This window comes from Streptomyces triticirhizae (assembly GCF_003696235.1).
Classification (GTDB): Bacteria; Actinomycetota; Actinomycetes; order Streptomycetales; family Streptomycetaceae; genus Streptomyces; species Streptomyces triticirhizae.
Genome location: NZ_RFFJ01000094.1, coordinates 1 through 23,444, shown reverse-complemented (window position 1 = coordinate 23,444; position 23,444 = coordinate 1). Strand labels below are relative to the sequence as shown.

The 23,444-nt window shown below is 74.4% G+C and carries 19 protein-coding genes and 2 pseudogenes; 15 read left to right on the top strand and 6 right to left on the bottom strand.

Features of this window, described 5'->3' with window-relative positions; genetic code table 11:
• Nucleotides 1-675, bottom strand: a 675-nt coding sequence (locus EBN88_RS17190) for an MFS transporter (protein ID WP_199742400.1), incomplete at its 3' end; no start/stop codon positions are given.
• A gap of 70 nt (nucleotides 676-745) precedes the next feature.
• Between EBN88_RS17190 and EBN88_RS17185 the strand changes: the two genes are divergently transcribed.
• Nucleotides 746-1,783, top strand: coding sequence for a GlxA family transcriptional regulator (locus EBN88_RS17185; protein WP_233580746.1), 1,038 nt, complete (start codon nucleotides 746-748; stop codon nucleotides 1,781-1,783).
• Between the two features lie 143 nt (nucleotides 1,784-1,926).
• Here the strand turns inward: EBN88_RS17185 and EBN88_RS17180 are convergent, their stop codons facing one another.
• From EBN88_RS17180 to EBN88_RS17165, 4 genes and pseudogenes are all read right to left on the bottom strand, one after another.
• A complete protein-coding gene (locus EBN88_RS17180; RefSeq protein ID WP_122184773.1) occupies nucleotides 1,927-2,574 on the bottom strand; it encodes a response regulator transcription factor in 648 nt (215 codons plus the stop codon).
• Nucleotides 2,562-3,791: a sensor histidine kinase gene (locus EBN88_RS17175; RefSeq protein WP_122184772.1), complete on the bottom strand. Its 1,230-nt coding sequence runs from the start codon at nucleotides 3,789-3,791 to the stop codon at nucleotides 2,562-2,564. The genes EBN88_RS17180 and EBN88_RS17175 overlap by 13 nt, the downstream gene beginning before the upstream one ends.
• A gap of 172 nt (nucleotides 3,792-3,963) precedes the next feature.
• Nucleotides 3,964-5,152 (bottom strand): annotated as a pseudogene (locus tag EBN88_RS17170) (RNA-guided endonuclease InsQ/TnpB family protein).
• Nucleotides 5,153-5,307: 155 nt separating this feature from the next.
• Nucleotides 5,308-7,536, bottom strand: a complete 2,229-nt coding sequence (locus EBN88_RS17165; protein WP_122184771.1) for an alpha-galactosidase — start codon at nucleotides 7,534-7,536, stop codon at nucleotides 5,308-5,310.
• 301 nt (nucleotides 7,537-7,837) lie between these two features.
• Between EBN88_RS17165 and EBN88_RS17160 the strand changes: the two genes are divergently transcribed.
• The 6 genes from EBN88_RS17160 to EBN88_RS17135 all read left to right on the top strand — a co-directional run bounded on the left by EBN88_RS17160 (nucleotide 7,838) and on the right by EBN88_RS17135 (nucleotide 12,755).
• On the top strand, nucleotides 7,838-8,368 hold the full coding sequence (locus EBN88_RS17160; RefSeq protein ID WP_122184770.1) for a DinB family protein: 531 nt from the start codon (nucleotides 7,838-7,840) through the stop codon (nucleotides 8,366-8,368).
• A gap of 101 nt (nucleotides 8,369-8,469) precedes the next feature.
• Entirely contained in the window at nucleotides 8,470-8,958 is a 489-nt protein-coding gene (locus tag EBN88_RS17155) for a MarR family winged helix-turn-helix transcriptional regulator (RefSeq protein ID WP_122184769.1), read from the top strand.
• Nucleotides 8,959-9,213: 255 nt separating this feature from the next.
• Nucleotides 9,214-10,572, top strand: a complete 1,359-nt coding sequence (locus tag EBN88_RS17150) for an MFS transporter (RefSeq protein ID WP_122184775.1) — start codon at nucleotides 9,214-9,216, stop codon at nucleotides 10,570-10,572.
• Nucleotides 10,573-10,610: 38 nt separating this feature from the next.
• A complete protein-coding gene (locus tag EBN88_RS17145) occupies nucleotides 10,611-11,096 on the top strand; it encodes a pyridoxamine 5'-phosphate oxidase family protein (RefSeq protein ID WP_122184768.1) in 486 nt (161 codons plus the stop codon).
• Between the two features lie 91 nt (nucleotides 11,097-11,187).
• Nucleotides 11,188-12,009: an alpha/beta fold hydrolase gene (locus EBN88_RS17140; protein ID WP_122184767.1), complete on the top strand. Its 822-nt coding sequence runs from the start codon at nucleotides 11,188-11,190 to the stop codon at nucleotides 12,007-12,009.
• Between the two features lie 5 nt (nucleotides 12,010-12,014).
• On the top strand, nucleotides 12,015-12,755 hold the full coding sequence (locus tag EBN88_RS17135) for an alpha/beta hydrolase (protein WP_122184766.1): 741 nt from the start codon (nucleotides 12,015-12,017) through the stop codon (nucleotides 12,753-12,755).
• Nucleotides 12,756-12,765: 10 nt separating this feature from the next.
• Here the strand turns inward: EBN88_RS17135 and EBN88_RS17130 are convergent, their stop codons facing one another.
• Nucleotides 12,766-13,221, bottom strand: coding sequence for a MarR family winged helix-turn-helix transcriptional regulator (locus EBN88_RS17130; RefSeq protein ID WP_233580745.1), 456 nt, complete (start codon nucleotides 13,219-13,221; stop codon nucleotides 12,766-12,768).
• A 188-nt stretch (nucleotides 13,222-13,409) separates the two neighbouring features.
• Between EBN88_RS17130 and EBN88_RS17125 the strand changes: the two genes are divergently transcribed.
• From EBN88_RS17125 to EBN88_RS17090, 8 genes and pseudogenes are all read left to right on the top strand, one after another.
• On the top strand, nucleotides 13,410-14,861 hold the full coding sequence (locus EBN88_RS17125; RefSeq protein WP_122184764.1) for an MFS transporter: 1,452 nt from the start codon (nucleotides 13,410-13,412) through the stop codon (nucleotides 14,859-14,861).
• A 219-nt stretch (nucleotides 14,862-15,080) separates the two neighbouring features.
• Nucleotides 15,081-15,854: a DeoR/GlpR family DNA-binding transcription regulator gene (locus EBN88_RS17120; RefSeq protein ID WP_122184763.1), complete on the top strand. Its 774-nt coding sequence runs from the start codon at nucleotides 15,081-15,083 to the stop codon at nucleotides 15,852-15,854.
• Between the two features lie 46 nt (nucleotides 15,855-15,900).
• Complete coding sequence (locus EBN88_RS17115; RefSeq protein WP_122184762.1) at nucleotides 15,901-17,466, top strand: APC family permease; 1,566 nt, start codon at nucleotides 15,901-15,903, stop codon at nucleotides 17,464-17,466.
• Nucleotides 17,463-18,887, top strand: coding sequence for an FGGY family carbohydrate kinase (locus EBN88_RS17110; protein ID WP_122184761.1), 1,425 nt, complete (start codon nucleotides 17,463-17,465; stop codon nucleotides 18,885-18,887). The genes EBN88_RS17115 and EBN88_RS17110 overlap by 4 nt, the downstream gene beginning before the upstream one ends.
• An 80-nt stretch (nucleotides 18,888-18,967) precedes the next feature.
• A complete protein-coding gene (locus tag EBN88_RS17105) occupies nucleotides 18,968-20,458 on the top strand; it encodes an NAD(P)/FAD-dependent oxidoreductase (protein WP_122184760.1) in 1,491 nt (496 codons plus the stop codon).
• Nucleotides 20,455-21,744, top strand: coding sequence for an NAD(P)/FAD-dependent oxidoreductase (locus EBN88_RS17100; protein ID WP_122184759.1), 1,290 nt, complete (start codon nucleotides 20,455-20,457; stop codon nucleotides 21,742-21,744). The genes EBN88_RS17105 and EBN88_RS17100 overlap by 4 nt, the downstream gene beginning before the upstream one ends.
• Before the next feature lie 135 nt (nucleotides 21,745-21,879).
• A complete protein-coding gene (locus tag EBN88_RS17095) occupies nucleotides 21,880-22,713 on the top strand; it encodes an LAETG motif-containing sortase-dependent surface protein (RefSeq protein ID WP_122184758.1) in 834 nt (277 codons plus the stop codon).
• A gap of 106 nt (nucleotides 22,714-22,819) precedes the next feature.
• Nucleotides 22,820-23,444: pseudogene (locus EBN88_RS17090) on the top strand (hypothetical protein); the annotation flags it as partial.

Here is a 23,444-nt window from a genome sequence, read left to right as displayed (position 1 = left end):
CCGGGGCACGGGGCGCGCGGCCCCGTAGGGCGCGACGCCCACGTCCGCCGGGTGGTCGCGCAGCGCCAGCGCGGCCAGCGCCGCGACCGCCAGCGCGACCAGGGCGAGCGTCACCACCGGCGGCCGCCAGCCGAGGCGGTCGACGGAGGTCGCCAGCAGCGGCAGGAAGAGGAGCTGCCCGAGGTGGCTCGCCGCGCTCAGCCCGCCGGTCACCATCCCGCGCCGGGCGTGGAACCAGTTGGCGCTGACCGTCGCCGCGAAGGTCATGGTCAGGCTGCCGGTGCCAAGACCGATCAACACCCCCCAGTAAAGGGTGAGTTGCCAGGCGGCCGTCATCACGGAGGTGAGCAGCGCGCCGAAGCCGACCAGGCCGAGGGCGGCCAGCACCACCCGGCGCACCCCGAACCGGTCCATCGCTGCGGCGGCGAACGGCGCCGTCACGCCGTAGAGCACCATGTTGACGGCGGTGGCCAGCGCGATCCGCCCCCGGTCCCAGCCGAACTCCGCGTGCAGCGGCGTCACCAACAGCCCCGGCACCGTCGAGAACGCCCCGGCGGTGACGATGGCGACGCCCGCCACCGCCGCGATCCCCCACGCGCGGTGCGGGCGCCGAACCCTGGCGAGGGGAACGGCGGCGGTCGTGGGGGCTTCCTCAGGCAGCGTCTCGCAGGTCATGCCCCCAGACTCGGCCGCGCCCGGCCCCCCGCCCAGTGTCCCGATGGACCAGATGCGCAACAATCGGGCCATGAGCACCCTCACGACACCCGAGGCCCCCGGACAGCCGGCCACGCCCCGCCACCGGGTCGCGGTCCTGGCCCGCCCCCGTCTGCTCAGCCTCGAACTGGGCATCGTGCACCAGCTCTTCGGCCAGGCCAGAGCGGGCGGCACGGTGACCGGCGAGCCGCTCTACGAGGTGCTGACCTGCGCCACGGAGCCTGGCGAGCTGGAGACCGACGGCGACTTCACCCTCACCGTCCGCCACGGCCCGGAGGCGCTGGCCGAGGCCGACACCGTGGTGGTGCTCTCCTCGCCCGAGGACTACGTCCAGCAACGGCCGGAGCTGACGCGGCCGTTGGCCCGCGCGTTCGCCCGGCTGCGCCCGGGCGCCAGGGTCGCCTCGATCTGCACCGGCGCGTTCGTGCTGGCCTCCGCCGGGCTGCTCGACGGGCACACCGCGACCACTCACTGGCGCTACTCGGAGTCCTTCGCCCGGCTCTTCCCCCGGGTCACCCTCGACCGGGACGTCCTCTACACGGACGGCGGCGCCGTGTTGACCTCAGCCGGCTGCGCCGCCGGCATCGACCTGTGCCTGCACATGATCCGCCGCGACCACGGGATGGCGGTGGCCAACGACGTCGCCCGCCGCACCGTGGTGCCGCCGCACCGCGAGGGCGGGCAGACGCAGTACATCAGGGAGCCCGTTCCCCAGCCCGCCTCCCCCGGCACGGCGGCGGCCCGCGCGTGGGCGCTGCGGCGGCTGGGCGAGCCGATCACCCTGGCCATGCTGGCGGAACGGGAGGCGATGAGCGTGCGCAACTTCACCCGCCGCTTCCGGACCGAGGTCGGGATGGCGCCGATGGCGTGGCTGACCGAGCAACGGATGCGCTTCGCGCGGGAGTTGCTGGAGGACTCGGACCTGTCCGTGGACCGCGTCGCGGAACGCGCGGGGCTCGGCACGGCCGCGAACCTGCGCCAACACTTCCACGCTGCGCTGGGCACCTCGCCGAGTGCCTACCGCACGACGTTCCGAGGGACGCTCGCCCGGCAGGGCCGGGCGAGCTGAGCCGGCCCGCAGGGCCCGGCGGCCACCGGAGATCTCCGTCGGCCGCGCGGCGCCGGGACATGCCCATCTCCCGTGCGTGATCGAGGCATCTCCGCCGGCTCGGGTCAGGGCCGGACGGAGCACGGCCTGCGGCGGCGCCCGGCTCAGCGCCGGCTGTCCAGGAAGGTGAGCACGGCCAACACCCGGCGGTGGCCTCCCTCGTCGGCCGGCAGACCCAGCTTGCCGAAGATGTTCCCGATGTGCTTCTGCACCGCGTTGTCGGTGATGCCCAGCCGTTGCCCGATCTCCGCGTTGGCCAGCCCCTGGGCCATCAGCGTCAGGACCTCCCGCTCCCTGGGCGTGAGGCGGTCGATCGGAAGGGCGCGGCTGCCGGCCATCAGCTGGGCGACGACCTCGGGGTCCAACACGGTGCCGCCGTCCGCCACCCGGCGCAGCGCCTCCAGGAACTCCCCCACGCGGCTGACCCGGTCCTTCAACAGATAGCCGACTCCGCCTCGGCCGTTGGAGAGCAGCTCCCTGGCGTAGACCCGCTCCACGTACTGCGAGAGCACCAGGATCGGCAACCCGGGGCGCTCGGCGCGGAGTTCGAGCGCGGCCCGCACCCCCTCGTCGCGGAACGAGGGCGGCAGCCGCACGTCGGCGATCACGACGTCGGGGCGGTGCGCGGCGACGGCGGCCAGCAGGCCGGGGGCGTCGGTGACCACGTCGGCCACCTCGATTCCCCTGGTCTCCAGGACGAGTCGCAGCCCGGCCGAGAGCAGCACGTTGTCCTCGGCGATCACGACCCGCACGGCAGCTCCGCCCGCACCACGGTGGGACCGCCGACGGGGCTGTCCACGGTCACGGTCCCGTCCAGGGCCGCGACCCGGCGGCGGATGCCCACCACGCCCGAACCCCTGCTCTCGTCGACGCCTCCGACGCCGCCGTCCGCGATCTCCGTCAGCAGCCGGTCGCCGTTCCTGGTCAGCCGGACCCGGGCCCGGTCCGACCCGCTGTGCTTGGCGACATTGGTCAGGGACTCGGTGACCACGAAGTACGCGGCGGCCTCGACCGCCGCCGGCAGTCGGCCCAGCTCCCCCAGTTCCAGCTCGGTCCGCACGGCGGCCCCGGCCGCGACCGAGGTCAACGCCCCCTGGAGGCCACGGTCGGCGAGGATCGGCGGATACATGGAGCGAATCACCCCGCGCAGTTCGGTCATCGCCTCCTCAGCGCCCTCGTGTGCCTCCGCCAGCAGGCGCCCCAACGTGCCCGAGTCAGCCGGCAGTTCCTCCCTCGCCACGCCGAGCCGCAGGGCGATGGCGACCAGCCGGGCCTGGGTGCCGTCGTGCAGGTCACGTTCGATGCGCCGCAGTTCGGCGCCGTGCGCGTCCAGCACCCCGGCGCGGCTCTCGGTCAGCTCGTCGACCCGCTCCGCGAGGCGCTCCTCGGCCGTGGGCGTCAGGGCGGCCAGGCTGTCCCGCGCCTGCCAGCGGGTGAAGGGCGGCAGCACCCAGCGGGTGAGCGCGGCCAGCAGCGCGAACTGCGCCCCGCCCTGGAGGAGCGCCGCGCCCCAGCTCTCGACGGGCAGCGCCAACAGGCCGGCCTCGCCCTCGGGCAGCAGCGGCCAGAGCGCCACCACGACCACCGTGCCGAGCAGCCCGCCGACGCACAGCAGCCCGAAGAGCCCCAGCGGCAGGGCCCCGCCCAGGAAGCGGGGCGCCCAGCGCAGCGCACGGCGGACCTCCGGGTCCGACGCGAGCCAGCGCCACCGGGCGCCGACGCCGCTCGGCAGCGTCGCCCGCCGGGGAACGTCGGGCTCCCCCAACACGGCGGCGGCGCGCCGCCGATGGGCCTCGGCCCATCGGACCAGGCCGAGCACCAGCCAGGGCAGCAGCCACAGCCCCAGGCCGCCCACCACGGTGGACAGGAAACCGACGGCCAGCAGCGGGAAGACCAGCAGCGTGGCTATCGCCGACACCAGCCCGACCAGCGTGTAGAGGGCCTCGCGCCCCAGGTTCGTCCATCGCACGGTCCTCAGTCTCCGTCACCGGGTGGGGCGGCACACTACGGCAGGCTGTACCCCTCGCCGCCCGCCGGCGCCGAGGGGCCGGAACGGCCCGCCGCACAACGCGCCTACTCGAAGAGCCGGTTGACCTGCTCGTTGACGCGGGTGAACGAGTCCACCGACGCCTGCCCCGACATCACCGACTCCAGCGCGGGTTGCGTGATCGCGGCCACTGCCCCGTCCGGGAGGACTCCCGTTGAGGTCCTACACCGTCTCCACAGGCAGACGCGGCCAGCCCGGCCGCCAGAATGGTACGTGCCGCGTTGACATCACGGTCATGCACCGTGCCGCACTCACAGGTCCATGTCCGGATGTTCAGCGGCAGTTTCGCAGCGAGCGTGCCGCAGGCCCGCACAGCTTCGAGCTGGGGAACCAGCGGTCGATCACGACGAGTTCCCGCCCGTACCAGGCCGCCTTGTACTCCAGCTTGGAGCGCGGCTCCCGCCAGGCCGCGTCGGAGATGGCACGGGCGAGGGAGTGGTTCTTCAGCAGGTTGCGGACGGTCAGGTCCTCGATCACGACCGTCTGGTTCTCACGGACGAGCCGAGTCGACAGCTTGTGCAGGTGGTCCCGACGCCGGTCGGCGATCCTGGCGTGGATCTTGGCGACCTCGCGGCGGGCTTTCTCTCGGTTGGCCGAGCCCTTCGCCTTGCGGGACAGTTCACGTCGCGCCTTGGCCAGGCGGGCGCGGTCCCGGCGCTCGTGCTTCGGGTTGGTGATCTTCTCCCCGGTGGACAGCGTCACCAGGGACGTGATCCCGACGTCGACACCGACCGCGCTCGCGGTCGCGGGGGCCGGGGCGATGATGTCCTCGCACAGCATCGAGACAAACCAACGGCCTGCGGCGTCGCGGGAGACCGTCACCGTCGAAGGACTCGCGCCCTCGGGCAGGGGACGCGACCAACGGATGTCCAGCGGCCCGGCCATCTTCGCCAGCGTCAGTTGCCCATCACGCCACGTGAACGCGGAGCGGGTGTACTCAGCCGAAGCACGCGACCGCTTCCTCGACTTGAAACGCGGGTACTTCGCCCGCTGGGCGAAGAAGCCGGTGAACGCCCCTGGAGATGCCGCGGCGCCCGCTGGAGCGGGACGCACGACACCTCCGTCAGGAAGGCCAGTTCGTCGGTCTTCTTCCACTCCGTGAGCATCGCCGAGGACTCCGCGTAGGAGACGCGGCGTTGCTCGCCGTGCCGGGCGCGGGTGCGTTCCTCCAGCGCCCTGTTGTAGACGAGGCGGACACAGCCGAACGTGCGCGACAACTCCGCCGCCTGCTCGCTCGTGGGATAGAAGCGGTACCGGAAAGCCCGCCTGACCTGCCGCGCCACACCTCACACCGTAGCAACTCCCGAGCGTATGGCGGCTCTCGGCCGCTGGACGCCGGTCCGTCCCGACGACGAACCGGCCTTCCTTCCCTGCCCCGTAGGAGCTTCGTTTCTCCGCTGGCCGCACCGGGGACGGTGGGGGCGGCGGATGCCATCACTCACTCCTTCGTGAGGTGGAGCAGTACGAGCTGTTCGGGGTGGAGGGTGGGCAGTTGGAGGCCGGCCCGCTCCAGCACGGAGCCGCGCAGCCCGGTCGCGCCCTCATCGCCGCACCAGGCGGGGCGGCCCCGGCCGAGGCCCGGCGTCTCCAGGCCGGGCGGCAGCACCGCCAGCCGGTAGCCGGCCGCCGGGTCGAGCCCGGGCAGCCGCACCCGGCCGTGCGGCCAGGTCGCGGAGGTGCCGACGGCGACCAGGGCGAAGACGGCCTCGGCGCGGTCGGGCGCGACGACGCCGTGCACCCACAGCGCCGGGTCGGGGTGGTCGACGCGGACCACCCGACCGCCGTGCAGCAGGCCGCGCAGCCGCTTGTAGTGGGCGATCCAGCCGGCCAGTTCGCGGCGTTCCCGTTCGGAGGCCCGGGTGAGGTCCCACTCGATGCCGAAGTGCCCGAAGAGCGCGGTGCCGGCGCGGAAGGCGAGGTCGTGGGTGCGTCCGGTGGTGTGGGAACGGGCGGCGCCGACGTGGGAGCCGACCAGCTCGGGCGGCACCAGGGCCGTGGTCCAGCGGTTGATGGACTGCCGCTCCAGGGCGTCGTTGCAGTCGCTGCCCCAGATCCGGTCGGCGTGTTCCAGGATGCCGAGGTCCACCCTGGCGCCGCCGCCGGAGCAGGACTCGATCTCCAACCCGGGGTGGTCCGCCCTGAGACGGTCCATCAGCCGGTAGACGGCGAGGGTCTGGCCGTGGACGGCGGCCTCGCCGCCCGGCTGGTGGCCGGCGTCGGCCAGCTCGCGGTTGTGGTCCCACTTGAGGTAGTCGATGGGGTACTCGGTCAGCAGCGCGTCGAGCCGCTCGTGCACATGGGCGTAGGCCCCGGGGTGGGTGAGGTCGAGGACCTGCTGACCGCGCAGCTCGCCGGGGAGCCGGCCGCCGGTGGCCATGATCCACTCGGGGTGGGCGCGGGCCAGGTCGGAGTCCGGGTTGACCATCTCGGGCTCGACCCACAGGCCGAACTCCAGCCCCAGGCCCCGCACATGGTCGACGAGCGGGTGCAGCCCCCCGGGCCAGACGGTCTCGTCCACGTACCAGTCGCCGAGCCCGGCGCTGTCGTCGCGCCGGCCCCTGAACCAGCCGTCGTCCAGCACATAGCGCTCCACGCCGATCTCGGCGCCGAGGTCGGCGAGTCGCCTGAGCCGGTCCAGGTCGTGGTCGAAGTAGACGGCCTCCCAGGTGTTGAGGACCACGGGCCGGGGCTTCCTCGGGTGGTGCGGGCGGGCGCGCAGCTGGTCGTGGAAGCGGGCGGTGAGGCCGTCGAAGCCGGCGTCGCTGTGGCCGGCGTAGAGCCAGGGCGCGGTGTAACGCGCGCCGGGCGCCAGGGTGATCTCGCCCGGCATGGGCAGCTCGCCGGCGCCCAACACGGCCTGGCCGGTGGGCAGTCGCTCCGCCCACAGCCGGTGGTTGCCGCTCCAGGCCAGGTGCAGCGCCCAGATCTCGCCGTGCCGGAAGCCGAAGCCGGCGGTGCCGGCGGCCAGCAGCAGCGGGGCGTCGTGCCCGGGGCGGCCCCTGCGGGTCTCCCTGGTCCAGGAGCCGAGGTGGAACGGCTGGCGCTGCGGGGCGCGTTCCCTGGTCCAGCGGCCGGTGAGGTCGAACAGCTCGTCCGCCTGGGTGGGCACGGGCAGGGTCAGGCCCAACCCGTCGAGGGTGTAGGGCAGTTCGGGGTGGTCGTTGCGCACGGTGGCGCGGGTGCGGAGCAACCCGGCGTCGGTCAGCTCCAGTTCGACGGTGAGCGCCAGGGCGGCCACGGGGTCGCCGGCGACGATCCGGATGGCGCGGGCTGGGCCGGGGAGCGGGGCGGGGCCCACGGCGTCGACGTCCCCGGCGGGCGCGATGACCTCCACGGTCTCGACGGCCAGCAGCGGGGACCAGTCGGCGCCGCCGGGGCGGTGCCCGAGCAGGCCGGGGAAGCCCTGCCAGCCGGCGCCGTGTTCGGCGAGCAGGCCGACGGCCGGCGGGATGTTCCAGTTGTCGGTTCTGGTGGGGTCGTCGGGGTCGCCCGGCGAGGCGGGGAAGGCGCCGTTGGCGGCGAGCGCGGTGAGCCCCTCGGGGCCGAGCGGGCCCAGGTCGGAGCCCCAGTGCAGGACGCGGGGCAGGCGCGGCCCGGTGAGGTCGACGACCAGGCTGACGCCGGCGGAGCGCAGCTGTACCAGGGACGGGGACTCGGCTGGCGCCACGGCGGCGGACCTCCTCGGGGCGGGGGCTCACGGCGACGCCGCACCCCGTGAATCTGTTTGGACGTGGGCGGAAATGTTGTCGCTGTATCGATCCATGTCAAGAGTTTGATCAATGACCCTCCTCGACGGGGAGGGCAACCAAAGCCGACCATGTCCATCGCTGTAACGGTCGCCACCTGGCGCTTTGTTGCCCGCCACGAGGGCTCAACGGGGCACCGGCGAAAGCGAAAACGTTTCACACACCGCCCCGTCGGCGGGCCCGGCCCGGGGACTCGACGGCGGCCCGGCATAGGGTGCGGGGATGCCCGAGGGAGAAGCACGGCCACAGCGGGTGGAGCGGATCGGCCCGCCCCTGGTCGCCGACGAACGCACCATGCTGCGCGCCTACCTGGACTTCCACCGCGCGACCCTCGCCCTCAAGTGCGAGGGGCTGGACGACGAGCAGCTGCGGCGCGCGGCCTCGCCGCCCTCGACCCTGACCCTGCTCGGGCTGGTGCGCCACATGGCCGAGGTGGAACGCGCCTGGTTCCGGCGGACGATCAACCGCGAGGACGTCCCGCTGGTCTGGTCGGAGCGCGGCGACTTCCAGGCGGCGTACGACGCCTCTTCCGCCACCCGCGAGGAGGCGTTCGCCGCCTGGGAGGCGGAGGTCGCGGCGGCCCGCCGGATCGAGGAGGCGGCCGCCTCGCTCGACGTGACCGCGCCGCACGCGAGGACCGGCGAGCCGGTCTCGCTGCGGCTGGTGATGCTGCACCTGATCCACGAGTACGCCCGGCACAACGGGCACGCCGACCTGGTCCGCGAGGCCGTCGACGGCACGGTCGGCGCCTGAGGCCGCCGCGGCGAACGGGCGCGGGGCGCGGCGGCCCGCGCCGGTTTCGTCCGTTCGCGGATGATCCGCGAACGGATAGTCGACTGGCTATCCTCGACCCCATGACCAGCATGGCGCCCACCAGCGACGAGCCCGACCTCTCCTACCTCCTCGACCACACCAGCCATGTGCTGCGCACCCGGATGGCCGCCGCGCTGGCCGAGTTGGGGCTGACCGCGCGGATGCACTGCGTCCTGGTCCACGCCCTGGAGGAGGAGCGCACCCAGATCCAGCTCGCCGAGATCGGCGACATGGACAAGACGACGATGGTGGTGACCGTCGACGCCCTGGAGGAGGCGGAGCTGGCCGAGCGCCGCCCGTCGAGCACCGACCGCAGGGCGCGGATCATCGCGGTCACCGAGAAGGGCGCCGAGTTGGCGCGTCAGAGCCAGCGGGTGGTGGACCGGGTGCACCGGGAGGCACTGGCCGAGTTGGGGGACTCCGAGGCGAAGGCCCTCGTGAGCCTGCTGACAAGGCTGACCCAGGGCTCGTTGGGCACCCCGTCCGAGACGCCTCAGCCGGCCCGCAGGGCCCGCCAGCGGGGGCGCTGAACGGGCGGGCCACCGTTCCGACCGATGAAGATAGTCTGCAACAGAACCATCTGTTAAGGTCTCTCCTGTCGTCGTCCCCCGGACGGCCCGGCCGTCGCGGCCCGCCGCGTCAGACAGGAGACCCCGGTGTCCCAAGCCCCGAGCCCCACCCACGTTCCCCCGCCTCCCGACCACGGCGTCGAACCCGCCGCCGGGACCCGACTCCCCCACCCGCGCCGCCGGTTGGCGCTCGGCGTGCTGGCGGGCGCGGTCCTGATGACGGTGCTGGACGGCAGCATCGTCACCGTCGCGCTGCCCGCGATCCAGCACGACCTCGGCTTCTCGCCGGGCGGGCTGAGCTGGGTGGTCAACGCCTATCTGATCGCCTTCGGCAGCCTGCTGCTGCTCGCCGGCCGGCTCGGGGACCTGCTCGGGCGCCGCTCGCTCTTCCTCGCCGGGATCGCCGTCTTCACCGGCGCCTCGCTGCTCGCCGGCGCGGCCGGCGAACCCGCGCTGCTGGTCGCCGCCCGTTCCCTCCAGGGCGTGGGCGCCGCGCTCTCCTCCGCCGTCAGCCTCGGCATCCTGGTCACCCTCTTCCCCGAGCGGTCCGAACGGGCCGGCGCCATCGCGGTGTTCAGCTTCACCGGCGCGGCCGGCGCCTCGCTGGGGCAGGTGCTGGGCGGGGTCCTCACGGACGCCATCAGCTGGCACTGGATCTTCCTGATCAACCTCCCCGTCGGCGCCGCGATCCTGCTTCTCGCCCGCCGGGTGCTGCCCGCCGACCGGGGCCTTGGGCTTGCCGCCGGCGCCGACCTGCCCGGCGCGCTGCTGGTCACCGGCGGGCTGGTGACCGGGATCTACGGGGTGGTCCGGGTCGAGTCCGTGGGTTGGACCGCGCCGAGCACCCTGGCGTGGGGCGCGGTGGGCCTGGCGCTGCTGGCCGGCTTCGTGGTGCGCCAGGCGACGGCCGCCACCCCGTTGATGCCGCCGCGGGTGCTGCGCTCCCGGAGCGTGGCGGGGGCCAACCTGGTGCAACTGCTGCTGGTCGCCGCGCTGTTCTCGTTCCAGGTCATGCTGGCCCTCTACCTCCAGCAGGTCCTGGACTACGGCGCGCTGGCCACCGGGCTGGCCATGCTGCCGGCCGCCGTGACCATCGGCGCGGTCTCGCTGGGGGTCTCGGCCCGGCTCAACGCGCGGTTCGGCGAACGGCGGATGCTGGTGGCCGGGTTGACGTTGCTGGCCCTGATGCTGGCGCTGCTCTCCCGGGTGCCGGCCGACGCCGAGTACGCGACGCGGGTGCTGCCGCTGCTGCCGCTGGCCGCCGGCTTCGGCCTGGCGCTGCCCGCGCTGACCGCGCTGGGCATGTCGGAGGCGCGGGAGGACGACGCGGGGCTGGTCTCCGGGATCTTCAACACCACCCAGCAGGTGGGCATGGCCATCGGCGTGGCGGTCCTCACGACGCTCGCCGCGACCAGGACCGAGGACGGGCTGGCGGCCGGCCTGTCGGGGGCCGAGGCCCTGACCGGGGGCTACCAACTGGCCTTCGGAGTCGGCGCCGGGCTGCTGGTCGTGGCCCTGCTGGTGGCCCTCAGCGTGCTCCCGCGCCGCACCGGCCGTCCCGGCACCGGCCGGTGAACCGCCCCCGACACCGCGTCGACGAAGGGAGCGAGACCATGACCGACGAGCAACGCAGGCCAGGCCCCAGGCCGTTGACCGAGGCGGAGACCTCGGAGCTGCTGGCGGCGGGGAGGTTCGGGGTGCTCGCCAGCCTCCGCCGCACCGGGGAGCCGCACCTGTCCACCGTGGCCTACCACTGGCTGCCCGAACGCGGCGAGATCCTGGTCTCCAGCACCGCCGACCGCCTCAAGACCCGCCAACTCCTCGCCGACGGCCGGGCCGCGCTCCATGTGCGCGGACCCGACGAGTGGTCGTTCGCCGTCGCCGAGGGAACGGTCGAGGTGCTCGGGCCGACGCTGGAGGCGGGCGACGCCGCCGGCCGGGAGATCCTGGCGCGCACCGCCGCGGCCGAGGGCGCGGCGGCGTCCTCGACGACCGAACCGGACGAGGCCGCCGCCCTGGCCGAACTGGCCGCCGAACGCCGGGTGTTGTTCGTGCTGCGGGTCGGCAGGCGGTATGGCACGGCGTTGGAGTTCGGCTGACGGTTCGGCCGGCGCGCCCCGAAATTCCCGGGGGCCAGGACCGCCGGCCCCATAGGGTGCGCCCAGCAGTCACACACAGGGAGCGGTCAGGGTGAACGCGGGAGTCGTCGAGGAAGTGCCGGTGCCGCACGGGCGGTTGACGGTGGAGACCACGGGTGGGCCGGGCGCCGGCACGGTGGCGCTGGTGCACGCGGGGGTCGCCGACCGCCGCTCGTGGGACGGGGTGGTGCCGGCGCTCGCCGAGCGCTACCGGGTGGTCCGCCACGACCTGCGCGGCTTCGGCGACTCGCCACCGCCCTCGGCGCCCTACAGCGACGCCGAGGACCTGCTGGCGGTGCTCGAAGCGGTGGGCGCCGAGCGGGCGTTCCTGGTGGGCAACTCCTATGGCGGCCGGGTGGCGTTGGAGGCCACCGGTCTGCGCCCGGGGCGGGTCGCCGGCCTGGCGCTGCTGGCCGCGCCGCTGCCGGACCACGACTGGTCGGAGGGGGTGGCGGCGTACGCGGACGCCGAGGAGGCCGCGCTGGAGCGCGGGGACGTGGACCTGGCGGTCTCGCTCAACCTCGACATGTGGGTGCGCGGCCCGGTCCGTTCCTGGGACACGGGGCTGCGGGCGCACGCGGCGGCGGTGCGCGAGGCGGTGCGGGTCTCGCTGGTCAACCAGCACCTCACCGAACGCCACGGCGTGAGCGCCCTGCCCGAACTCCTCGACGGGCTGGGCGGTTGGGACGTTCCGACGCTGGTGGCCTACGGCGAGGCGGACGTGCCGGACTTCCGGGCCGTCGCGGAGCGGCTGGCCGGCGCGATCCCCGGCGCGCGGCCGCGCGCGCTGGCCGGGGTCGGCCATCTGATCCCGGTCGAACAGCCGGCCGCGACGGCCGCGTTGCTGCTCGACTTCCTCAAGGGGCTGGGCTGAGCGGGATGCGGCTGACCGGAGTGGACGGCGTCGTCTACGGCCCGAGCGGCCAACGCCTGGACGCGCACCGGCCGGACGGCGCGCGGGGGGAGGGGCTGCCGGTCGTGCTGCTCTGGCACGGCAGGGGCCCGGACGAACGCGGGGTGCTGGCGCCGTTGGCGCGCCTGGCCGCCTCGGCGGGCGTGCTGGTTCTCGTGCCGGACTGGCGCTCGGACGCTCCGGACGGCGGGCGGGCGCACCTGCGGGAGTCGGTGGCGTTCGCCCGCGAGCGCGCGGCCGAGTGGGGCGGGGACCCGGGGCAGCTGGTGCTCGCCGGCTGGTCGTTGGGCGCGAAGGCGGCGCTCGGCGTCGGCCTGGCGGCCGAGGGGCTCGACGGTTGGCACCCCCGGGCGGTGGTGGGCATCGCCGGCGGTTACACCAGGCCGGCGCCCTCGACGGGCCGCGCGCCGATGGACGAGTTGGACGGCGCGGAAGCGGCGGGGCACGCCCTCCCGGTCTGGCTGGTGCACGGCACCGCGGACGAGATCGTGGACGTCGCGCACACCCGCCACCTGCACGCGGCCCTGTCCCAACGGGGCTGGCCCGTCTCGCTGGACGCGCCCGACGCCGATCACGCGGGCGTCGTCCTGACCGAGTACGACCCGGGGCTCGGGCGGTGCGTTCCGGCGCGCGCCGAGCGAGCCGTCCGGGCCGGGGCGCGCACGGCCGGGGTGCTGGCCCGGGCGGCCGGCGTGGCGCCGCGCTGAGCGAGCGGGCTCAGGGCCGGGGCCAGGGGCGGCCCTCCAGCCGCTCGATGTCCTCGTTGAAACGCTGGAGCAGCGCGGTGAAGTCCGCGACCTCGTCGGCGGTCCAGTCGGCGAGGACCCGGGTGAGGGACTCCGTGTTCCGCCGCCGGTCCTCGGTGAGCCGGCGGCGGCCCTCGGCGGTGATGCTGAACTTGCGGGCGATGCCGCCTTCCGGGTCCGGGATGCGCTCGACCACACCGGCCCGCAGCATCGCCGCCGTCTGCCGGTTGAGGGTGGAGGAGTCGAGGCCGAACGCCTCGCTGAGCTGCCCGATGGACATCGGGCCGTCGATCTCGATGCGGCTGAGGAGGACGTAGGCGCTGCGGTCCAGGCGTCGACTGGCCCGCCGGGCCTGGACGTTGAACAGGTGGGAGTGGCGCGCGAGCAACATCGTCTCGAACTCAAGCCGGCGGATGGGCTTGTTCACGGGCGCGTCCTCCTGCTTCCGGCGGACCCGGGGCGCCGGTTTGTTCCCGGGGTCGTCCGAGGCAGGTATACCACGGGCAATGTGCACGATACATTCAGCGTGCATGATGCACACGATATGTATGCTGCATATCGCCCGTCGTCCACGCGTCACACGCGCCCCGTGCGTCCGTTCCAGAAGGGACCCCCGTGTCCGTCTCCCCACCCACTGCCCGTCCCGGTGGCATCATCGGCATCCTCGCCTTCGCCGGCATCACCGCCGCGCTGATGCAGACCCTGGTGGTGCCGCTGCTCGGCGAGTTGGCGACCCTGCTCAACACCTCGGCCTCCAACGCCTCCTGGGTGGTCACCGCGACCCTGCTGGCCGCCGCCGTGGCCACCCCGGTCTCGGGCCGGCTCGGCGACATGTACGGGAAGCGGCGGATGCTGCTGGTCTCGGTCACGCCGCTGGTGGTCGGCTCGGTGGTCTGCGCGCTCTCCTCGTCCGTCGCGCCGATGATCGTCGGCCGTGGCCTCCAGGGCCTTGGCATGGGCGTGGTCCCGCTGGGCCTGAGCCTGCTGCGCGACGTACTGCCGCCCGAACGGCTGGGCACCGCCATCGCGTTGATCAGCGCCTCGATGGGCGTCGGCGGCGCGCTGGGGCTGCCGTTCTCCGCCGCCGTTGCCGAGAACACCAGCTGGCGCGCGCTGTTCTGGGTCGCCGCCGCGCTGAGCGCCGTCGTCGGCCTGCTGATCTGGCTGTTCGTGCCGGCCGGCCGGCGGGCGACCGAGCCCGCGCGGTTCGACGGGGTGGGCGCGCTGGGGCTCGGCGGCGGGCTGGTCTGCCTGCTGCTCGCCGTCTCCAAGGGCTCGGACTGGGGCTGGGGTTCGGCCACCACGCTCGGGCTGTTCGCCGGGGCCGCCGCGCTGCTGCTGGCCTGGGGCCGCTGGGAGTGGAGGTTCGCCGAGCCGCTGGTGGACCTGCGGCTGGCGGCCCGCCCGCAGGTGCTCTTCACCAACCTGGCGTCGGTGCTGGTCGGGTTCTCGATGTACGCCCAGTCGCTGGTCGTGCCCCAGCTCCTCCAGCTGCCGGAGGAGACCGGCTACGGCCTGGGGCAGTCGATGATCGCCATGGGCCTGTGGATGGCGCCCGGCGGGTTGATGATGATGGCGCTCTCCCCGTTCGGCGCCCGGCTGTCGGCGGCCAGGGGCCCCAAGGTGACGCTGGCCGTGGGCAGTCTGGTGATCGCCTGCGGCTACGCCCTGTCGCTGCCGCTGCTCGGCTCGACCTGGGGACTGCTGCTGGTGACCGTGATCTCCTGCTCCGGCGTCGGGCTCGCCTACGGCGCCATGCCCACGTTGATCATGGGCGCGGTGCCGCAGTCGATGACGGCGTCGGCCAACAGCTTCAACACGCTGATGCGTTCGGTCGGGACCTCGGTCGCCGCCGCCGTGGTGGGCGTGGTGCTGGCCCAACTGACCACGGAGTTCGGCGGGTTCGCCCTGCCGTCGGAGAACGGCTTCCGGGTGGCGATGGTGATCGGCGCGGGCGTCGCGCTGGCGGCGGCCGCCGTGGCCACGCTGATCCCGGCGCGGAGCGCGGACCCGGCCGAGCCCTCGTCCGAGCGAGCGGCGCCGGCCCCCTCCGGGACCGCCGCCTGACCGAACCCCCCTCCGGCCCCCGCCACCCGCGCTCGGTGGCGGGGGCCGAGGCGTGCGCGCCCCCGGGTGCGATCACAAGCCGTCATCACCTCGACCCTCTTCTGTCACTTTTCCTAAAGGGGTTGACGCGACTCGGGCAGAAGTCCACACTCTCGGCTAAGTTCAGTCATCAATCCACAGCTCCGGTCATCTCGACGGCCGGTCACCGAGGGGGCCGTCATGCTGCCAGCCGAGCGTCACCGGCGGATCACCGCAGCCGTCAACCAGGCCGGGACGCTCAGCACCGAGGCGCTCGCCGCCGAGTTGGGGGTGTCGGCGGAGACCGTGCGGCGGGATCTGGCGCAGCTGGAGAGCCGGGGTGCGCTGAGCCGGGTGCACGGCGGGGCGGCCGCCCTGTCCGTCGCGCGCGGACTGACCGGCGAGGAGGCCCCGTTCGACGAACGGACGCGGGCCGGCGTCGAGGCGAAGGCGGCGATAGGCCGGGCGGCGGCCGGGCTGGTCAGCCCCGGCATGACGGTGGTGATCGACCTGGGAACCACGGCGGTTCAGGTGGCCCGGGCGCTGCCGGCCGACTTCCGTGGCCTGGTCGCGACCGCCTCGCTGCTGGTGGCCGGCGAGTTGGCCGGGCGGCCCGGGGTCGAGGTGCTGATCCCCGGCGGCCGGGTGCGCGGCGGGGACCTGGCCTGCTCGGGCCCGGGCGCGGTCGCGTTCTTCGACGGGCTCAACGCCGACCTCGCCTTCATCGGCTCGGGCGGCGTGACCGCCGAGGCCGGGGTGACGGACTTCCACTACGACGAAATCGCCACAAAAACGGCGATACTCCGCCGAAGCGCTCGCACCTATGTCCTGGCCGACGCGAGCAAGCACGGTCGGATCGCGCCCCACCGGGTCTGCGATCTCGACGGCTGCGCCGGGGTGGTCACCGACCTGGTGGGGGACCAGGCGCTGGCCGAGGCCGTCGGCCGGGCGGGCGGCGCCGTGATCACGCCCTGATCCCGCGCCTCCCCTCTCTCCACCGCTCTGAAAGGCAACACCCCCCATGGACAACGCGCAACACAGGGACGGCGCCGACCCCCGGCCGTCGTCCCCGACCACCGCCACCTCCCCCGACCAGGCCGGCTACCGGCAGGAGATGGCCCGCGAACTGGGCTGGTACGCGTCCTTCTCGATCGCCTTCGGCTTTGTCTCGATCGCGACCGGAATCTTCACCGCCTATGGCTCGGTCCTCAACACCTCGGGACCGCGCGGCATCTGGGCCTGGCCGATCGTGGTGGTCGGGCAGCTCGCGGTGGCGCTGATCTTCGGCGCGCTCGCCGCCCGCATCCCCATCAGCGGCTACGCCTACCAGTGGGTCTCCCGGATCGTCGGCCCCGTCTGGGGCTGGATCATGGGCTGGATATCGTTCGCCTTCCTCGGCGTGGTGGTGGTCGCGGTCGACTACACCATCGCCTCGACGATCCTGCCCGAGCTGTTCCGCTATCAGGGCACCGCGCAGAACGCGTGGTGCGTCACCGCCGTCGTGATCCTCCTCCAGGCGGTGCTGGTGGCCGCCTCCACCCGGGCCACCCACCGGGTCAACAACGTGGCCGTCACCGTCCAGCTGATCGGGATGGTCTCGCTCACCGTGTTGCTCTTCGTGGTCGGCGCGGTCACCGGCAAGCTGGACTTCGGCACCCTCTTCGAGTCGGCCCCGGCGGAGTCGGCGGGCTACTACGCGTTGGGCGACATGACCCACGCCGGCCCGTTCGCGCTGGCCTTCCTGCTGGGCGCGTTCACCATCGTCGGCTTCGAGTCGGCGGCCAACCTCGCCGAGGAGACCAAGGAGCCGGCCCGCGTGATCCCCAGGGCGATGGCCCAGGCGGTCCTCTCGCTGGGCGTGCTGGGCTTCCTCTTCCTGATCGCCATCACCGCGCTCGCCGGCGACCCGGCCGAACTGGCCGCGTCCGACACCCCGGTGGCCACCGTGATCACGGCGGTGCTCGGCTCCGTCGTGGGCAAGATGCTGCTGGTCCTGGTGGTGCTGTCGATCTTCTCCTGCGGGCTGGTGATCACCCTCTCCGGCACCCGGCTGGTCTGGGCGATGTCGCGCGACGAGCGCTTCCCCGGCTGGCGCGCGCTGCGCCGGGTCAACCGGCGGCGCGGCACCCCGCTCAACGCGTCGATCTTCATGCTGGTCGTCGCTCAGGCCGTGCTGCTGGGCTTCTCCGGCTCCACGGACGCGCTCTTCGAGCTGTTCTCGGCCGCGACCCTGCTGCCGGCGATCATCTACGCCAGCACCGTCGTGATGTACATCGTCAAGCGCCGCTCGCTGCCGCCCAGCCAGGGCTTCACCCTGGGCCGCTGGGAGCTGCCGGTGATCGTGGTCGCCTCCGTCTGGCTCGGCTACGAGCTGCTGCTCTTCCGCGACGCCTCGTTCCGCAACCCGTGGCTGTATGTCCTGCTGCTCTTCGCGATCGGCGCGGTCTACTTCCTCTACCTGTTGGCCACCCGGGGCCGGGCCGGCCTGTCGATGCCCGAGATGCGGGACATCGACCGGGAGTTGGACCGGGATCTGGACGAGGCGTCGGGCGACGGGCGTCCCGCCGGCGTCGGCGGTGACCGATGAGCACCGTCCTCGCCATCGACCAGGGCACCTCGGGCACCAAGGCGATCGTGGTCGCCGAGGACGGCACGGCGCTGGCCGTCGCCGAGGAGCCGGTGCGGCCCCGCTACCTCGGCGGCGGCCGGGTCGAGCAGGACCCGAACGAACTGCTCGACTCGGTGCTGACCGCCGGGCGGCGCGCGATGGCGGAGGCCGGGCGGCCGGTCGACGCGGTGGCCCTCGCCAACCAGGGCGAGACCGTGCTGGCCTGGGACCCGGACAGCGGCGAGCCGCTGACCGACGCCCTGGTCTGGCAGGACCGCAGGGCCGAGTCGGTCTGCGCCGAACTCGCCGACCACGCCGAGCTGGTGGCCCGGCGCACCGGGCTGGTCCTCGACCCGTACTTCTCCGCGCCCAAGATGGCCTGGCTGCGCCGCCACCGCACCCGCGAGGGCGTGGTCACCACCACCGACACCTGGCTGGTCCACCGGCTGACCGGCGCGTTCGTCACGGATGTGACCACCGCCAGCCGCTCCCTGCTGCTGGATGTGGACACGCTCACCTGGGACGGCGAGCTGCTGGAGCTGTTCGGGCTCGCCGGGGAACGGCTGCCCGCGCTGGTGGACTGCGACGAGATCGTCGGCACCACCGAGGCGTTCGGCGGCCGGGTGCCGGTCGCCGGGCTGGTCGTGGACCAACAGGCCGCGCTGGTCGCCGAGGGCTGCCTGACGCCGGGCAGCGCCAAGTGCACCTTCGGCACCGGCGCGTTCCTGCTGGCCAACACCGGGACACGGGCGGTCCGTTCGCGCTCCGGACTGACCTCGTCGGTCGCCTGGCGGGCCGGCGGCGAGACCGCCTACTGCGTCGACGGGCAGGTCTACACGGCGGCCTCGGCGATCCGTTGGCTGACCGACCTGGGGCTGCTGTCCGCGCCCGGCGAACTGGACGCGGTGGCCGCCCCGGACGCCGAGGGCGTGCTCTGCGTGCCCGCGCTCGCCGGGCTCGCCGCGCCCTGGTGGCGCCCGGACGCCACCGCGACCCTCACCGGCATGACGCTGGCCACCGGGCGTGGCCAGCTGGTCCGCGCCGTGCTGGAGGGCGTGGCGGCGCAGGTCGCCGAGGTGTGCCGGCTGGTCGCCGACGACCTCGGCGCGCCGCTGAGCCGGCTGCGCGCCGACGGCGGCCTCACCCACAGCCGCGCCCTGATGCAGGCCCAGGCGGACCTGGCCCAACTGCCCGTCGACGTCTACCCGTCGGGGCACGCGACGCCGCTGGGCGCGGCGGCGCTGGCCCGGCTGGCGCTCCGGCCCGGCCTCCCGCTCGCCGAGGCCGTCGGCGCGTGGCACCCGAGCACGGTCTACGAGCCGGCCTGGTCGCCCGACCGGGCCGCCGCCTTCCGCGACCGCTGGCGCCGCGCCGCCGAACCGGGCCTGCCCGCGCGGTGAACGGGCGCCGTCGGCCGGCACCGCCGCCCCCACCCGCACCAGAGAACGACGCACCAGAGAACGACAAGGAAGCACCCGTCATGGACCCCACCTCAGCCAGCCGGGACCCCGACGCCCCCGGCGCCCCCGACCCCGGGGAGGTGTTCGACGTCGCGGTCATCGGCGCCGGCATCGTCGGCGCCGCCATCGCCCGCGAACTGTCGGGACACCGGCTGTCGGTGGCCCTGGTCGAGGCGCGCGACGACGTCGGCGACGGCACCAGCAAGGCCAACACCGCGATCCTGCACACCGGTTTCGACGCCAGGCCCGGCACCCTGGAGGCCCGCCTCGTCGCCCGGGGCTACGCCCTGCTCGGCGACTACGCCGAGCGGACCGGCATCCCCGTGGAGCGCACCGGCGCGGTGCTGGTCGCCTGGAACGAGGAGGAGCTGGCCGCCCTGCCGGGCCTGAAAGAGAAGGCCGAGGCCAACGGCTACCGCCGCTGCCGGCTCATCGGACCCGACGAGGTCTACGCCCAACTGCCCGCGCTCGGCGAGGGCGTGCTCGGCGGGCTCACCGTGCCCGACGAGTCGATCATCTGCACCTGGACCACCAACCTGGCGCTGGCCACCGACGCCGCGCGGCGCGGCACCACGGTGCTGCTCAACCACGCCGTCACCGAGGCCGCGGTCGGCGAGGAGCACACCACGCTCACCACCAACGGCGGCGCGGTGCGGGCCCGTTGGGTGGTCAACGCGGCGGGGCTCGGCGCGGACGTGATCGACGGGCTCCTCGGGCACCGGCGGTTCACGGTCACCCCGCGCCGGGGCGAGCTGTTCGTCTTCGACAAGCTGGCCAGGCCGCTGGCCGACCGGATCGTGCTGCCCGTGCCGACCTCGCGCGGCAAGGGCGTGCTGATCTCCCCCACCATCTACGGCAACGTGATGCTGGGCCCCACCTCCGAGGACCTCGACGACAAGGCCGCCACCGGCACCTCGGAGGACGGCTTCGCTTTCCTGCTGGGCAAGGGCGAGCGGCTGATGCCCCGGCTGCTGGCCGAGGAGGTCACCGCCAGCTACGCCGGGCTGCGGGCCGCGACCGAACACGGGGACTACCTCGTCGAGGTCACCCCCGAGCAGCGCTATCTGCTGGTGGGCGGCATCCGTTCGACCGGGCTGACCGCCGGGATGGCGATCGCCGAGCACGCCGCCGCACTCCTCGCCGAGGCCGGGCTGCCGCTGGTCGCCCGCGACGACCTCCCCGAGCCGCCCAGGATGGCCACCATCGGCGAGGCCACCCTCCGCCCCTACCAGGACGCGGCCCGGATCGCCGCCGACCCCGCCTACGGCACCGTGGTCTGCTTCTGCGAGCGGGTCACGGCGGGCGAGATCAGGGACGCCTGCCACGCCACGCTGCCCGCCCGCACCCTGGAGGGCCTGCGCCGCCGCACCCGCGCGATGAACGGCCGCTGCCAGGGCTTCTTCTGCGGCGCCGAGGTCGGCCGGCTGCTGGCCGAGGAGACCGGGCGGGCCCCACGGGACGAAGGGGCGAGCACGGGCGCCCCGCGCGAGCGACAGGACACCACGCCATGAGCACCACCGAACCCACCGGAGCCACCGAAGCCCCAACTCCCCGGCGCGAGACGGTCGATGTGCTGATCGTCGGCGGCGGCCCCGCCGGGCTCACCGCCGCCGCGCGGCTGGCGCCCCGGGTCGCCGGCCGGGTCCTGGTCCTGGACCGGGAGGCCGACGCCGGCGGCATCCCCCGGCACAGCGACCACCCCGGCTACGGCCTGCGCGACCTGCGGCGCATGATGTCGGGCCCCGCCTACGCCCGGACGCTGGTGGCGCGCGCCGCCGAGGCCGGCGCCGAGATCCGCACCCGCGCCATGGTCACCGGCTGGTCCGACGAGCGGACCGTCGAGGTCACCAGCCCCGACGGCCGGTACGAGATCGCCGCCGGGGCCGTGGTGCTGGCCACCGGCGCGCGGGAACGCCCGCGCACCGCACGGCGCGTTCCGGGCGACCGGCCGCAGGGCGTGCTGACCACCGGCCAGTTGCAGAACATCGTGCACATGCACCACGGCACGGTCGGCGAGCGCGCCGTGGTGGTGGGCGGCGAACTGGTCAGCTGGTCGGCGGTGTTGACGCTGCGCGAGGCGGGCTGCCGCACCGCGCTGATGGTCAGCCGCTACCCGAAGGTCGAGTCCTACGCCGCGTTCACCGTTCCCGGCCGCACCGTGCTCGGCGTTCCGGTCGCCACCCGCGCCCGGGTCACCCGGATCATCGGGAAGGGACGCGTGAGCGCCGTCGAGATCGAGCACCTGGACACCGGGAGGCGGCGGACCGTCGCGTGCGACACCGTCGTCTTCACCGGGGACTGGATTCCCGACCACGAGCTGGTCAGGTCCGCCGGGATCGACCTCGACCCGCACACCCTGGGCCCGCGCGTTGACCCGGGGCTGCGGACCAGCAGGCCCGGCGTCTTCGCGGTCGGCAACCTGCTGCACCCCGTGGACACGGCGGACATCGCCGCGCTCGACGGGGCGCATGTGACGGAACAGGTGCTGCGCTGGCTCGCGGCCGACGGGCGCCCCACCACCGGCGAGGGCGTGCCGATCCTCGCCGAGGCCCCGCTGCGCTGGATCGCGCCCAGCGTGCTGCGGCCCGACTCGCCGGCCCCGGCGCGCAACCGACTGCTGCTGTGGACCGACGCGTTCGTCCGGGTGCCCCGGGTGACCGTGCGGCAGGACGGCCGGGTCGTCGCCCGCCGCACCCTGCCCTGGCCCGCGGCCCCCGGCCGGGTGCTGCGGATTCCCTCATCGGTGCTGCGCGACGTCGATCCGCACGGCGGCCCGGTGCGGGTGAGCGTGCGGTGAACGGTTGCTCCCGTCCCTGGTGACGGGCTCGTGACACGCTCGTGACATCGCGGGGGCAACCCGGGCGGGGGAACGTCCGTCGAACCTGTGTCGGGCCGGAAATTCCGAACGGCCCGAGGCACGAGGAGAGTTCGCATGAGTCGTAGACGTTCCATCGGACGCCGGACCGCGGCGGCCACCGTGGTCGGCGCGGTCGTCGGGCCCGGGCTGCTGCTCGCGGCGTCCCCCGCCCTCGCCGACCAGGCCCCCGTCGAGCCGCCGCCGGCCGGCGAGTTGCCGTGGTGCCAGTCGGAGGCCGAGGAGGAGTCGCTGGCGGTCTCCCTGAACGGCGTGCCCGAGCGGCAGGCCGCGCCCACCGAGTGGACCGAGTACACCTACGAGGTCGCCAACACCGGCGAGGCACCGCTGGGCCTGGTCTTCCTGCGCGCCGCCACCTGGTACGAGGCGGCCGACGGGGGCGAGGACGGGTTCGGCTTCACGATGGAGTGGCGGTACGACGGCGAGTGGCGCGAACTCCAGTGGGAGAGCGACGCCGCCGACGGCCACTTCGGGCTGGTCGATGGGCTGGCGCCCGGCGACTCCGCCGAGGTGCGGATCCGCACCCGCGCCCTGGAGGACCGGACGGGCTGGGTGAACGCCACCGCCAGCGCCGTCGGCTACGACCCGGAGACCACCAGCGTCTGCCACTTCTCCAACGGCGTCGAGGCCGAGTGGGCGCTGGTGCCCGGGGGCGACGAGGCGCCCGGCGAGCCCGACCCGGAGGAGCCGGGGCAGCCCACCGATGAGCCCCAGCCCGGCGAGCCCTCCGAGGAGCCCAACGCCCCCGCACCACAGGGCGGTTCCGACGACGAGGCCGAACTCGCCGAGACCGGCGGCTCCCCCGCCCTCCCCGTCGCCGCCGGCATCGGCGGAGCCGCGCTCGTCGCCGGCGCCGGAGCCCTCCTCATCGCCCGCCGCAACCTGGCCTGACCACCCGGCAGGCCCCGGGGCCGCGCCCGCGCACGCGCAACGCGGGGCGCGGCCCTCGCCGTTCGCTCTATCCTGACCTCCAGTCAGACGGCGGGGGGTGACCGGAGTGCGCTGGGGACCACCCGGCCGAGCGGCCAGCCTGCTGGTGGTGCTGATCGCCTGCCTGCCGTTCGGCACGCTCCTCTGGGCGCAACACCAACTGGCCGCCGAGGGCCGCAGGTTGGAGCTGAGCATGGCCGGCCTCGACCTGGACGCGTTCACCGTGGTCACCAGCGGCGCCGCCGAGCACTGGGTGCCGCAGCTCGTCTTCCTGCTGCTGTTCGTCGGCCTGGGGTACGCCGTGCTGCGTGCCTCGCCCCGGCGCGGGCCCACCGCGCGCGGCGTGCTGCTGGTGGTCGCGGCCGCCCTGCTGGCCGGCGCGGTCAGCGACCTCACCGACGTGGTGCTGGAACGCCGCGCCTGGTCCGGGCCGCCCACCTGGGACGACGTGGACGACATCCTCGGCACCGTCCGCGCCTACGGCGAGGCGACGGCGTTCGCGCCCTGGGTCGCCGTGACGCTGCTGGCGGTCTGGCTGGAGTGGCGCCTGCTGTCCTGCGCGCTCTGGACGCTGCGCCGCCTGCCCCAACTGCGCCACCACACCGGCCTGAAGCCGCTGCCGCTGCTGGTCCGGGCGACGCTCGGCCGCCCCGCGCGCGGGCTGGCCGGGCCGCTGCCGCCGCCGGGCCGGC

Bases quoted from the DNA above. Each gene is read 5' to 3' on its own strand.
- EBN88_RS17145 (WP_122184768.1), top strand. From the start codon at position 10,611: ATGACCGACGAGCAACGCAGGCCAGGCCCCAGGCCGTTGACCGAGGCG.
- EBN88_RS17105 (WP_122184760.1), top strand. From the start codon at position 18,968: ATGGACCCCACCTCAGCCAGCCGGGACCCCGACGCCCCCGGCGCCCCC.
- EBN88_RS17160 (WP_122184770.1), top strand. From the start codon at position 7,838: ATGCCCGAGGGAGAAGCACGGCCACAGCGGGTGGAGCGGATCGGCCCG.
- EBN88_RS17100 (WP_122184759.1), top strand. From the start codon at position 20,455: ATGAGCACCACCGAACCCACCGGAGCCACCGAAGCCCCAACTCCCCGG.
- EBN88_RS17095 (WP_122184758.1), top strand. From the start codon at position 21,880: ATGAGTCGTAGACGTTCCATCGGACGCCGGACCGCGGCGGCCACCGTG.
- EBN88_RS17110 (WP_122184761.1), top strand. From the start codon at position 17,463: ATGAGCACCGTCCTCGCCATCGACCAGGGCACCTCGGGCACCAAGGCG.
- EBN88_RS17150 (WP_122184775.1), top strand. From the start codon at position 9,214: ATGACGGTGCTGGACGGCAGCATCGTCACCGTCGCGCTGCCCGCGATC.
- EBN88_RS17120 (WP_122184763.1), top strand. From the start codon at position 15,081: ATGCTGCCAGCCGAGCGTCACCGGCGGATCACCGCAGCCGTCAACCAG.
- EBN88_RS17185 (WP_233580746.1), top strand. From the start codon at position 746: ATGAGCACCCTCACGACACCCGAGGCCCCCGGACAGCCGGCCACGCCC.
- EBN88_RS17115 (WP_122184762.1), top strand. From the start codon at position 15,901: ATGGACAACGCGCAACACAGGGACGGCGCCGACCCCCGGCCGTCGTCC.
- EBN88_RS17155 (WP_122184769.1), top strand. From the start codon at position 8,470: ATGACCAGCATGGCGCCCACCAGCGACGAGCCCGACCTCTCCTACCTC.
- EBN88_RS17135 (WP_122184766.1), top strand. From the start codon at position 12,015: ATGCGGCTGACCGGAGTGGACGGCGTCGTCTACGGCCCGAGCGGCCAA.